Source organism: Bartonella queenslandensis, assembly GCF_018155095.1.
GTDB lineage: Bacteria > Pseudomonadota > Alphaproteobacteria > Rhizobiales > Rhizobiaceae > Bartonella > Bartonella queenslandensis_B.
Genome location: NZ_NAAI01000003.1, coordinates 1 through 12,337 on the forward strand (window position 1 = coordinate 1; position 12,337 = coordinate 12,337).

11 protein-coding genes are annotated in these 12,337 nt (G+C 36.5%); 7 read left to right on the top strand and 4 right to left on the bottom strand.

Translation table 11 applies throughout. The features are described 5' to 3' along the window. Positions 1-405: 405 nt before the first annotated feature. From B5V81_RS02610 to B5V81_RS02625, 4 genes are all read right to left on the bottom strand, one after another. Positions 406-1,191: a DUF1499 domain-containing protein gene (locus B5V81_RS02610; protein ID WP_212111921.1), complete on the bottom strand. Its 786-nt coding sequence runs from the start codon at positions 1,189-1,191 to the stop codon at positions 406-408. A 775-nt stretch (positions 1,192-1,966) separates the two neighbouring features. Further along, entirely contained in the window at positions 1,967-2,506 is a 540-nt protein-coding gene (locus B5V81_RS02615) for a DUF1254 domain-containing protein (RefSeq protein WP_212111923.1), read from the bottom strand. After that, complete coding sequence (locus tag B5V81_RS02620; protein ID WP_212111925.1) at positions 2,499-3,095, bottom strand: DUF1214 domain-containing protein; 597 nt, start codon at positions 3,093-3,095, stop codon at positions 2,499-2,501. Before B5V81_RS02620 ends, B5V81_RS02615 begins: the two co-directional genes overlap by 8 nt. 17 nt (positions 3,096-3,112) lie before the next feature. Beyond that, complete coding sequence (locus tag B5V81_RS02625; protein ID WP_212111927.1) at positions 3,113-5,257, bottom strand: transglycosylase domain-containing protein; 2,145 nt, start codon at positions 5,255-5,257, stop codon at positions 3,113-3,115. Between the two features lie 348 nt (positions 5,258-5,605). Here B5V81_RS02625 and B5V81_RS02630 point away from each other — a divergent pair, with 348 nt between their 5' ends. The 7 genes from B5V81_RS02630 to B5V81_RS02660 all read left to right on the top strand — a co-directional run bounded on the left by B5V81_RS02630 (position 5,606) and on the right by B5V81_RS02660 (position 12,164). Then, entirely contained in the window at positions 5,606-5,839 is a 234-nt protein-coding gene (locus B5V81_RS02630; protein ID WP_212111929.1) for a hypothetical protein, read from the top strand. Positions 5,840-5,860: 21 nt separating this feature from the next. After that, positions 5,861-6,529 (top strand): response regulator transcription factor, encoded by a 669-nt coding sequence (locus B5V81_RS02635; protein ID WP_212111932.1) that lies wholly within the window; start codon positions 5,861-5,863, stop codon positions 6,527-6,529. After that, positions 6,526-7,944 (top strand): ATP-binding protein, encoded by a 1,419-nt coding sequence (locus tag B5V81_RS02640; RefSeq protein WP_212111934.1) that lies wholly within the window; start codon positions 6,526-6,528, stop codon positions 7,942-7,944. Before B5V81_RS02635 ends, B5V81_RS02640 begins: the two co-directional genes overlap by 4 nt. 290 nt (positions 7,945-8,234) lie before the next feature. Then, positions 8,235-9,002: a tetratricopeptide repeat protein gene (locus B5V81_RS02645; protein WP_212111936.1), complete on the top strand. Its 768-nt coding sequence runs from the start codon at positions 8,235-8,237 to the stop codon at positions 9,000-9,002. 290 nt (positions 9,003-9,292) lie between these two features. Further along, positions 9,293-9,772 carry a cytochrome c maturation protein CcmE gene (gene ccmE / locus B5V81_RS02650; protein WP_212111938.1) on the top strand — a complete coding sequence of 160 codons (480 nt, stop codon included), beginning with the start codon at positions 9,293-9,295 and terminating at the stop codon, positions 9,770-9,772. 7 nt (positions 9,773-9,779) lie between these two features. Then, positions 9,780-11,747, top strand: a complete 1,968-nt coding sequence (locus tag B5V81_RS02655; protein ID WP_212111940.1) for a heme lyase CcmF/NrfE family subunit — start codon at positions 9,780-9,782, stop codon at positions 11,745-11,747. A 12-nt stretch (positions 11,748-11,759) separates the two neighbouring features. After that, the gene (locus B5V81_RS02660; RefSeq protein WP_212111942.1) at positions 11,760-12,164 is read left to right on the top strand and encodes a cytochrome c-type biogenesis protein; all 405 of its coding nucleotides are present in this window, start codon (positions 11,760-11,762) and stop codon (positions 12,162-12,164) included. Positions 12,165-12,337 lie beyond the last annotated feature (173 nt).

Here is a 12,337-nt window from a genome sequence, read left to right on the forward strand (position 1 = left end):
CAAAAAAATATATTATTATTTATAATAAGTCTAATTTTTATAATTATTTCTATAATATTTTTTATGAGTATGTTCTATAAATTTAATTTATTTAATAGTTTATTAAATATATGAAATAAATTATAGTAATATTATTACAATATATTAATTCTATTCTTTAAAAAAAATAATAATTACACTAAAATAGATCCTTTAAAATCAGCGTTCTCATCAAGAGTTCTGTTTTTTATTTCCTATTTTTTAATCTTTTTAATTATTTCAAGCAGGGGTTGTTTTGAGATTATTATCTTTTGTATAAGAATTCTTAGTTTATAGTTTTTGAAAAGTGGTTATTTTCTTATATATCATAATTTATTGAAAAATAAGCTATTTTTATGAAATAAAGTAGCTTATATCTTTTGATTGTTATTCATCGTCTTGTGAGAGAGGAAGTGAGGCGATTTCTGTATCAAGGGCATCCATAAAATCAATAATAAAGGCAGCATTGGTCCCCAAATCTCTTGGCAAATAACGAGAAGCAGAACGCATATCAACAAAGGTTGTATTACCTTCATCAGTTAAACGAATGATAATGTCTGAAATAAAACCAAGGTAAAAAGTTTTAGCTCTTGTTTCAATATAAATCTCATTTTCTTCACCTTTGAATTCTCGTTGTGCGACAATAGGCCAATCGTAGGCTTCTAAAACATTGAGAACGGATTCGCGAATGCGTTGAAGTGAGCCATCATAACGGCGCCCCGACATTTCTGGCCATTGTGACATCTGTAATGTTTCTTGTTCAGCTAAGGTACTTTTGAGTGGCAAAGCATCGCTGGGACGTATTGTACGAAAAAAAGCCGGTGGTCTTTGTGTATCGGTAGAAACATCATAAAGAGCCGGTAAGGTAAACCAAAGTCCAAAAAAGAGCATCAATGGTATCGCAGTTATTAACGAATAAACGATCCCTTTTAAAGCTTTCATTCCTCCTAGGGCGCCATAGACCCACAAACTATGAAGTGCTTTAATCGCGAGAAAAAGAGAAATAATCACACAGCAAGTAGAGATTCCTATCAAGATTATGAAGTCGCTTACGTTAAGTACGGAAAAACGTTGTAAAATTATCGAAAATAGTAAAATAAAGAATGCTAATCCACCAAATCGAGGGGACCATACCGCTGCTCTTGAAATTAATCGAACATATCTCTTCTTCATGAAGTTTTTTCCCCTCAATTATAAACTATAAGCAAAGTTTTTTTAGATTACCTATCTTACTAAAAGCTTCTGCTCATAAGACAAAAGTAAAGCACTTATTTTTGAGGTCAAGGATGCGTGATGTCTCATCAATTTCCAGTAGTTATTTTGGGGTTTTCATTGAAAACAATAAGCACTTCTTCAGCATTTCATTGCGTCATTGATCGAATTTTGTAAGAATGTTTGTAAATACATAAAAATAAGCTCAAATAACCAAGTTTTTCAGTTATCATCAGAATATTTGTTTAGAAATTTACTCTTTCTCTTCTCGTTGTGGGGTGTTTTTTCTGTCGGATAAAGCCTATTGAATAACGCAACACCATTGCGTTGCCAATTTACATGCCAATCTCTCTTGTACGATACAAAAGACATGGTTTTGGTTGATCCAAGATGTGATAAGTTTGGAATGAGAGGATTCTGCTATATTCGGAACCCTCATTCAACAGTTAAAGAAATAAATTATCTTTATAAGTTAAACTATTAAGTATAACATAAGTGTATAAAACAGAGATTTTATTTTATCTCATATTGCTAATTAATAAGCTGCTTTTTTCTCTATACATGTGGTTTATATTTCAATAGAAGATTATGTGAGAGGCTTAAAAAAAATTTAAGGACCTAACATCAGACAAACCTGAATTCGAATATTCGCTGAATAGAGGAAAAAAATAACCGTCTTGATAGTTTTGTTTTCGTTTTTATTAAAAAGTAGATCGTTATACAAGTGAGAATATTTTTATTCATAAAATATGCGGCAAGTAGCAGATGAAAGAAAAGCTTCACTTTCTTTTTTGGCAAGGGAAGAAGCGACAAAAACACGTAAAATGACAAACCCTTCATTCAAATTTTTAGCAACCAAAACTGAATTGGCATTTTTTTTAGGTGTTGATTTTTTGAGTTCTATTATTTGTATTGGTTTTCCAATGATAAGATCGAGTGTAGCATCAGGGGCTGTTCGGTCATTAAGGCTGTAAAAAATAATTCCGTTGTGTGTGTAGGCAGCCAGTGACCAAAATTGTCGTGTTTTCAAAGCTTTTAAATGAACAGGTCCATTTTCAAGATTAAATCTGCAGACTTTAAGAAGAAAGAGGGGATCAGCAAATTGTTGAATAGGATTATCGGGAGGTAGATCAACAAATTGATAAGAGGCTCCAGATTTTTTAAGGCTTGCCCATATATTATTTTGTGTCCAAGTGGGGATCAGAAATAAAACGCAAATATGAACAATAATAGCGCCAATAATTGCAAGAAGTGCGGTATGAATAAATCTAGTCACAATTTATTTGTCCTGATGGGATTTGTTCTATTGAGGGCATTGTGAGCTTTTGTAGTGCCGTTGCAGAGATGATTGAGGTATCGTATAAGCTAAGAATAAGCCCAAATTCTTTTTGACTAACTACTGCAAGCCAATTTCCGGATTGCGGTGTGGGTGAGATATTGATGCGCAATGAGCCATCATGCTCATAAGTAATAGCGTTTGTGTGGAGTTCAAAAGGTATTTCTTTCGATGAACTATAGGGTTTAAGGGATTTATCAGCGGTATAAAGGGTAAAAAGACGGGTTTCAGGGATATAACCTTTGAGCAAATAATGACAGTGAGGATGGAGTGGACGCCCTTGGTTATCTTGCCAAATCTGGAATTGAAGACCTTCAGTGCGTCCGAGTGAGACGATGCCTTGTTTGGCGGTGCGGGCGCGGGTATAAGGATCCATATTGGTGGTTCCCACTTGTGGGTAAGCACTCCATTTTCCAATTGTGAAGCGTCCAAAATGAGGAAAGGAATTGAGTACATAATCAACACTCAGTTTTCCACATAAAATGGAAAAAGCAAAAATAAAAAAGAAAATGGTGATGTTAAAAAACATCAGTGAATATCTTGAATTCAAAATGTTGAGTCTCCAGTCCTTTTCAAGGAGATTACAGAGGGTTTCTTTAGATCTTTGTTAATCAATCGCACGATATTTAATGTTTCAGAAGAAAGCGTAGAAGGTATTGGGGGGAAAGAGTCAGAATCTGCTTGGGAGGAAAGTGTTGGGGAGGGATAAGGAAGGAGAGAATTTTTAACACCATAGAGCTGTTTAAGCATGATATTTTGATGTGCTGCGAGCATAATACGATGCCATATCATGGCCGGAACTCCACCCCCAAAAGCACGATTCATTGGTGAAAAGTTATCATTTCCCATCCACACTGCTCCCGTATAATTTCCCGTAAACCCAACAAACCAAGCATCACGATAGGATTGTGATGTTCCAGTTTTTCCAGCGACAAGTGTCATGGGCAGAGCAGCACGCTTACCGGATCCTCGTGTTGTGACACCCACCATCATTTGGTTCATATAAGCAGCTGATTGACTGCTGAGAACACGGTGTAGTTTTTTTCCGTTATGCTCGAAATCCCACACAATACGACCATCGATTGTTCTGATTTGTGTGAATCCATGACGATTACCCGCTATCCCGCCATTCGCAAAAACATTAAAGCCAGTTGCTTGATCCATGGGAGTCATGTTGGAAGTACCAAGAACCATCGTTTTGTGTGATAAAATATGCGCGTTAATCCCCATATTTTTGATGAGGTCTATGATGGGTTGGGTATTGCGGTTAAGATATTGATAGGTGAGATAAACAGGGACTGTATTAATGGAAAAGGCTAAAGCCGTTGCTAAATCAATTTTCCCCAGATAACGACCAGAATTATTTTTGGGTGTCCAACCGCCCCAATTGACAGGGGCATCTAAAACGGTTGTTGAAGGTGATAGACCGTGTTCTAGGGCGGTTGCGTAAACATAAGGTTTGAATGAAGAACCAACTTGTCGTCCACCTTGGGTCGCTCTGTTAAATTGGCTTTTTTTATAGTCCAGTCCTCCAACAATTGCACATACAGCACCGTTATTGTCGAGTATAACAGTGGCGGCTTGTGTTACGCGGTATTGTTGACCATATTGATGTAAGTGATACGCAATTGATTCTTCTGCTAATTTTTGAAGTGCGGGATCAAGCGTTGTTTGAATAATTAAACTATGGCTTGGAAGTTGATCACGCATTTTTTTGACTTCCTCGAATGCCCAATCAAGGAAATAATCAGGTTGATTATTTTCTATGTGGGGAAGGGCCTTAGCAGGATGGCGATGCGCGTTGATAATTTGGCTCTTCGTCATAAAGCCACTATTAACGAGATTGGAGAGGACGACATTGGCACGTGTTTGAGCAGCAAAGAGATGACTATGAGGGGCATATTTTGTTGGAGCTTTAAAGAGTCCGGCTAACATAGCTGATTCACTTAAAGAGACATGACGGATGTCTTTTCCAAAATAAAATTTTGCAGCGGCAGCAATACCAAAATTGTTTCCTCCCATATAAGCGCGGTCAAGATAAAGTTGTAAAATCTGTTTTTTGCTAAAATTTGCTTCTAACCAAAGAGCAAGATAAGCCTCTTTGATTTTACGTGTTATCGTTCTCTCGTTTGTTAAGAATAAATTTTTAGCCAATTGTTGTGTGAGGGTTGAACCACCTTGTACCACACCTTTAGCTTGCATATTTTGTGAAATTGCCCGTGTAAGTCCCTGAAAGTCAATGCCCCAATGATCGAAAAAACGACGATCTTCTGTTGCGAGAACGGCTTTAATAACAGTGTCAGGCATTTCCTCAACAGGGACAGAGATTGCCGGTAGTGCACCACGGTGCCCAATGGGATTTCCATAGCGATCTAAAAAAAGGATGGAAAAGTTTTTGGGAGAAGACCAGTCTGTTTTGGTCAATTCAAAAATAGAAATGCCCAAAATGGTGAAAAGAGTAAACCCCATCAATCCTAATGTCATTATTTCATCGAGAATTTCAACGACAAAACGTTTCCATCCTTGAAGATGAAAATTTTGTGAAATGATTTTCGCCTTTTTCCAGAAAAAACTGTTAGCAGAACGAATGCGATAAAGCGCTGTATCTAATCGTGCATCTAATTCGATGAGAGCAGGGCTGTGAAATGGCTTGTGGTGTTTCCCTTTCTTTTTTTTAAAAAAATCAAACATTTAAAGAGAGCCTATGGTCAAGCAATATAATCAAACAAATCTACAATAATTATATGGAGTAGAAATATTCTTTTGCTATAGTGCTAACAGAGAAAGAATTTATTTTAGAATTATTCATTTTTTGTGGGAGAGAGTATTAAGGGTTTATTATTTTATTCAATAAATTTTCTTTACATTATTAAAAAGATTTTATTTTGAATTTTTTAAAATTTTGAGTAATATTAAAACGTTCTTCTATAAGATAAAGGATAAATTATTTTCCATTTGTGATTTTTAAATCAACCCCAAAAAAAACATTATTTCTTTTATCCTTCACAAGAAGGAAGAGAGGTTGTTGAGATATCTACGATGAAAAAAGTTTTCTTATTTTTAATGTTAGCAAATTTTTTAGGGGCAGATTCTGTTCTGGCTGCTAGTTGTGCTGAGGTGGGTAAGAAGGTTGCAACTCAAGAGAAAGGGGTTCTTGTCCGTTCAAAACTGGTTGTTCACGATGGAATGGATATGTGTGAAATTGTGGTTGTTGTACCAGCCCGTAATGGTGAGAAATTGCGTCGTGTTGAGTTTTCCGTTCCTGCTGATTAGTCTTTGGCAGATGGTGTTGTGATGCGTATTTTAATCGTTGAAGATGATCGGAATCTTCACCATCAATTAGCAGAAGCTGTAAAACGGGCAGGGTATGTTTCCGATAGTGCTTTCGATGGTGAAGAGGCTTATTTTTTAGGCAGCACGGAGTCTTATGACGCGGTGATACTTGATATAGGTTTACCGCAAATTGATGGTGTTCGTGTTGTTGAAAAATGGCGTCAAGAAGGGCGCACCATGCCTGTTTTAATGTTAACGGCACGAGATCGTTGGTCTGATAAAGTTCTTGGTATTGATGCAGGAGCTGACGATTATGTTGTGAAGCCATTTCATTTGGAGGAAGTGATGGCACGTTTGCGGGCGCTAATTCGTCGTGCGACAGGACATGCGACAAGTGCCTTATGTTGCGGAAATGTTTTATTGGATACGAAGACATCTCGTGTTTTTGTGGATGGTCAATTGATTAAACTAACGTCTTATGAATTTAGACTTCTTTCCTATCTTATGCATCATTGTGACAGAGTCATTTCAAGGACGGAGCTTACCGAACATCTTTATGATCAGGATTTTGATAAAGACTCAAATACGGTGGAAGTTTTTGTTGGTCGATTACGGAAAAAGCTTGGAGTGGATTTGATCGAAACTATTCGAGGAATGGGGTATCGCGTGAGAACACTAGGTGATGGATGAATGTTTTCAAAGAAGATAATTGGTTTAAGAGGTTCTTTTTTGTAATTACGCGATCTCTCAGTTTACGTGTTATGATCTTATCAACACTATGGGTTGTTATTTCCCTTTTATCGATTTCTGCAGTGAGTATTTTATTTTATAAACGTTCAACTGAAGAAAGCCTAGAACGGATTCTTTCTGCTCAACTCTACAGTTTGATTGCAACAGTGACAGTAGCCCCAGACGGGACTTTGAGAGGAGGGGCTGGGATTGATGACATTCGTTATACTGATCCAACAACGGGATGGTATTGGGAAGTTATTGCCATATCTCATAATTTAAAAGGAAGATTGACATCTCCCTCATTGGGAACAGAAGAGTTGTTTACACCCAGCGATGTCGATATACCTTTTGACAATAAATTCTTTCGCTCTTATCGAATAAAGGGGAACAATGATCAAATGCTACAAGTGATTGAGAGTGATGTTGTTCTTGATAATAAAAATCATATTGCACGTTTTCGGCTTGTTGGGAATATGGATGAAGTTCATGCCCAAGTAAGGGAATTTAAGCGGACTTTGCAAATTTTTCTTTGGAGTTTTGGTATTGGGAGTGTTCTTATTAATATTGCTATTATTTTCTTTAGTTTTCAACCATTAAAACTTATTCGGCGCACATTGAATGATATTCGAGAAGGGAGAGTTCGTTACGTGAATACGGATTTAGTCAGCGAAGTGATGCCACTTGCACAAGAGATGAATGCTCTCATTAAGAATAATCAGCGTATTATTGAACGATTTCGCACACAGGTTGGTAATCTTGCGCATTCATTGAAGACGCCTCTGTCCGTGATTATGAATGAGACAGATAAGATGCACGGAAAACAGACTTTTTTGTTGAGAGAGCAAACGCAAATCATGCAAGCTCAAATTAATCATTATCTTCAGCGGGCGCGGATTGCAGCGCAATGCGATAGCATTATCTATCATACGTCTGTTCGTAGTGTGGTTGATCGTTTAGTGCGGGTTATGAAAAAGCTTAATCCTGAAAAACAAATTCAATTTATTATGGATGTTGATGATATTATTTTTTCTGGAGAGAAGGAAGATTTAGAAGAAATTATAGGAAATTTGATTGAAAACGCTACTCAATGGTCTCGCGCAAAGGTGTTGATCTCTTGTTGTTTAGACGAAAACGTTGAAGAAGAGAAATACTTTAGTATCCTTATCGAAGATGATGGTCCTGGTTTAACAGAAGATAAAATTGATGAAGCGTTAAAAAGAGGGTGGCGGTTTGATGAAAGTAAGCCGGGGACAGGTTTAGGGTTAGCAATTGTTTCAGATCTGGTCAATGAATATGGTGGAAATCTCTTTTTATCGCGCTCTGTCTTGGGTGGATTGTGTACAAAAGTCTTATTACCCAAAATGGGAGAATAACATATTTTCTTCTTAAGGAGGAAATGTCTATACAGTTTGTAGAAAAATATTTAGACAATGCAAAAAAGTAGAGAGGCATTTCAGAAGATTTTTATAATCAAAATATGAAAATAAAGTCTTGTTTTTATGTTCTTGATAGAAGTAATCTTTATGCGAGAAAGGAACAAAAGATTTTACGATGTTCTTCATAAAAAGATGAATTTTTATCATTTCACATCACTCTTCTCATATCTCGTGAATAGGGTAAAGGATAAACGGGTTATCTTCTGTTTGTATTGGAAAAAAATGATATGCTTTTACTCATTTTTGCAGCATTTTTTCTCACTTTTCTGGCAATTATTCTGTTTCTTTCACTACGTTTTGATGATGGGGGAGAGAAAAAGTGGAAAGTTCAAACCATGGATGCTGATAAAAGTCATCGGCATATGATTGATGCTCATAAGCTTTATAGGCCCTATAAAAAAAGAAATATTCTTAAAGCTTTAAGTATTTTTTTTGTTCTTCTGATGACATGGAGTATTTATGGTTTGACAGGCAGTCCAGAAGTGAAAAGTTATTTTTTCAGCGAATTAATGGATAAGGATCCTAAAATTCTGAGTCAACAAGAAAAGCTTGTTCGTCTACAAGTGCTTTTTTTCCGCTCTCCTCATGATGGCAAGCTAGCAGATGCGTTAGCGGTAGGGTATCTTGAAGAAAGCTATTTTCAAGAAGCTGTAAATACTTATTTAGATGCCCTTCGTTTGAATGGAGAAACAGCTCCAAGGCTTGTAGGATATGGTTTAGCATTGGTTGGTTATGAAGGGGGAATGATAACGCAAGAAGCACAAAATGCTTTTCAAAAAGCCGCGGATTTAGCGCCAACAGATTTTTATCCACGTCTATTGTTGGCCGAAGCCTTTCATCAAGCTGGAGAAACGGCGCAGGCAGTGCAGTTTTTACAAAGTTTTCTTGAGTCAATGCCTGAAAATTTTGCTGGACGATCACGGGTTGAAAAAATGATAATTCAGTTACTTGGCTCAGCAAGTGAACAGTCAAAGAAAAATCATCCTCGTCAATAGAGATAGAGAAAATCTGTTTAGAAAGATAAGAAACGTTATCATTCTAGAAGTGGAAGGTATGTGGAGGCGATAGAAGAACAGAAATGAAGAATTGAAAGAGTGCGATATTAAGTGGTGATACGTTAAGTAAAAATTGCTAGAAAAAGTAAGAAAAATATTGGTAAGCTTATTAGCAAAGGTAAAGGATTGGATAAAAAGTTGCACCTCTATAGAAGATGTGCAAAACTCTTTAAAAAATAAACTATAGAAATGGGTGCTTATATAACGTGTTTAAAATTTTTTCGTAGACTATGAACAATCACTCTTTAGAGAATTCTGCTTCGTTGAAGGTTATTTTAAAGCAGCGAAAAAAAAAGCGCTTCCTGATCTTTTTATTGTGTTGTTTGGTTATGGCAATTGCAACAAGTCTCATCGTATATGCAATGCGACATGCGGTCAGTTTTTTTAGAATGCCCTCTGAAATTACAAGAGAAGATATTTTAATGGGGCGTCCTTTGCGTTTGGGCGGCTTTGTTGAAAAGGGGACTGTTCGATATGTGGGAGAGAGTAGTGTTATTTTTTTTGTAACGGATAATACAAAACATGAAAAAGTGTTTTTCAATGGTGCCTTACCGGATCTTTTTCGTGAAGGTCAGGGAGTGATTGTAGAAGGGCATTTTGATAAACAGGGTTTTTTTATAGGGACGCGTATTCTCGCAAAACATGATGCAACTTATATGCCTAAAGAAACCGCTGATCGCTTGAAAAAACATTATAGTGTGGAGAAATAATTCGATTGTGCTTGTCGAACTGGGGCATATTTTTTTAGCTGCAGCACTTGCTGTAAGTTTATTAGAAGCTTTCTTACCTGCTTTAGGTTTTTGGAAGAAAGAGCGTTTGTTAATGCAAACAGCTATTCCTTTAACGTATATCACTTTTACGTTATTGCTCTTATCTTTTTTAGTGATGATTTACGCTCATGCTATCTCTGATTTTTCTGTTTTAAATGTTGTTGAGAATTCTCATTCAGAAAAACCGATGCTCTATAAAATCACGGGTGTTTGGGGCAACCACGAAGGCTCTATGTTATTATGGGTTTTATGTCTCACTTTTTTTAGTACATTAATGGCTTTCTTTAGCCAATATTTGCCAGAAGATTTTAAGACACTTATTCTAATTTGCCAAAGTTGGATTACAAGCGCTTTTCTTTTATTTATTCTTTTTGTATCCAACCCATTTTTACGTGTGAATCCACCAGCATTACAGGGAAATGATCTCAATCCTCTTTTACAAGATATCGCATTAGCGATTCACCCTCCCCTTCTTTATTTAGGTTATGTTGGTTTTTCACTCTGTTTTTCTTTTGCCATTGCGGCATTGATTATGGGACATATTGATAGGATTTGGGCACGTTGGGTTCGTTCTTGGCTTTTACTTTCTTGGTGTTTTTTGACATCGGGGATTACGGTTGGCTCCTATTGGGCTTATTATGAGCTAGGATGGGGGGGGTATTGGTTTTGGGACCCTGTTGAAAATGTTTCGTTTATGCCTTGGCTTTCAGGAACGGCTCTTTTACATTCTGCTCTTGTTCTTGAAAAACGGGGAATATTGAAAAGTTGGACTTTGTTTTTAGCACTACTCACTTTTTCTCTTTCTCTTATGGGAACGTTTCTTGTTCGTTCGGGACTTTTAGTTTCTGTTCATAGTTTTGCTGTTGATCCAGCACGGGGGCAAGCAATTCTTGCAATTTTATTTTTCTTTACGGGAGCAGCTTTTCTTCTTTTTTCTTTGCGCATCCCTCTTTTAAGAACAGAAAGCTTTTTTCAACCAATTTCGCGTGAAGGGTTTATTGTTTTAAATAACTTATTACTGACAACAATAACAGCAACAGTATTGATTGGTACGCTTTATCCTTATTTTATTGAGATGTTAACAGGGCAAAAAATTTCTGTAGGGGCTACTTTTTTTAACCTTACCTGTGGACCACTCATGCTTTTGCTGCTGTTGCTTGTTCCGTGTGGGTCAATGATGGCATGGAAGCGCGGTGATTTTTTCGCAGTTTTTGAACGATTGTGGTTTGTTTTTATCTTGGTTGGTATCGTCTGTTTTATATTATTTTATGCGACATCTTTGCGTGATATTCTTGCGGTTTTAGGCATTGGTCTTTCAGCGTTTGTCTTTTTAGGAAGTTTAGCGGATCTATGGATAAAAAGTGGACATGGCAAGAAAGCTTTTTCAGTACGTATTAAGAGGTTTTTTGGATTGCCGTGGTCTGTTTTTGGTGCAGCAATGGCACATATGGGATTAGGCGTTACATTATTTGGTATTGTTTGTGTAGCAAGTTTCGGTCAAGAACGTATTTTAACCATGAACATAGGGGATAGGGTGATGATAGCGGATAAAATACTTCATTTTGATACCGTGCATAATCGTTTTGGTTCAAATTATTCGGCAATGGAGTTTTGTTTTAAAATATATGAAAATAAAAACATTGTGGGTTATGTAACAGCCTCAAAGAGATTTTATGCAAGCCAAAATACATCGACAACGGAAGTTGGCCTTCAAAATCATGGCTTATCACAACTCTATGTTGTACCGGGACATCTCGATAATCGGGGGCTTGTTGTGCATATATGGTGGAAGCCTTATATAATATGCATTTGGTTAGGGGCATTTATGATGGCTATGGGAGGATGTCTTTCTCTTCTAGGATATTGGTTTCGCACTGGAGTGTACAAGAGGGTGCTGCTTGCTTTAAAATTTTGAAGGAGACATGAGATGAAAAAAATTCTTTGGATTTTATTGTTTTTCATCGCAACGTTTCCTGTTCGATTAGTGATAGCAGTAGAGCCGGATGAGATTTTAAAGGATACAGTTCTTGAAAGGCGAGCACGAGATATTTCATCGCATTTACGATGTCCTGTTTGTCATAATCGATCAATTGATGACTCAGATGCTTCTCTGGCACGTGATTTAAGGCTTTTAATTCGTGAAAAATTAAAAATGGGTTATAGCAATCAGCAAGTGATTGACTTTCTTGTTGAACGATATGGTGAATTCATTCTCTTAAAACCACCTTTGAATAAAACAACTTTGTTTTTATGGTTTTCGCCTTTGATTATTATCATCATGGGTGCGAGTATCATATTTTTCCAGTTAAAACGGTATAAGCGCGAGAAATAATAATTTATGTGGATTAAAAAGAACAGTTAAAGATGCCATTGCATTAAAAAGATGTTACATAAAAGAAAAATTCAGATCATTTGCAATAAACATTGAGCCTTATTGTCATTAATATTGGAGAATACTGAAATCTTACAAAATTTTAATAATTTAGACAGAAAACGGTAAGGTCT

Coding starts and splice junctions, on each gene's coding strand:
- B5V81_RS02610 (WP_212111921.1), bottom strand. CDS start 1,191: ATGAAGAAGAGATATGTTCGATTAATTTCAAGAGCAGCGGTATGGTCC.
- B5V81_RS02620 (WP_212111925.1), bottom strand. CDS start 3,095: ATGTTTTTTAACATCACCATTTTCTTTTTTATTTTTGCTTTTTCCATT.
- B5V81_RS02625 (WP_212111927.1), bottom strand. CDS start 5,257: ATGTTTGATTTTTTTAAAAAAAAGAAAGGGAAACACCACAAGCCATTT.
- B5V81_RS02630 (WP_212111929.1), top strand. CDS start 5,606: ATGAAAAAAGTTTTCTTATTTTTAATGTTAGCAAATTTTTTAGGGGCA.
- B5V81_RS02635 (WP_212111932.1), top strand. CDS start 5,861: ATGCGTATTTTAATCGTTGAAGATGATCGGAATCTTCACCATCAATTA.
- B5V81_RS02640 (WP_212111934.1), top strand. CDS start 6,526: ATGAATGTTTTCAAAGAAGATAATTGGTTTAAGAGGTTCTTTTTTGTA.
- B5V81_RS02645 (WP_212111936.1), top strand. CDS start 8,235: ATGCTTTTACTCATTTTTGCAGCATTTTTTCTCACTTTTCTGGCAATT.
- ccmE (WP_212111938.1), top strand. CDS start 9,293: ATGAACAATCACTCTTTAGAGAATTCTGCTTCGTTGAAGGTTATTTTA.
- B5V81_RS02660 (WP_212111942.1), top strand. CDS start 11,760: ATGAAAAAAATTCTTTGGATTTTATTGTTTTTCATCGCAACGTTTCCT.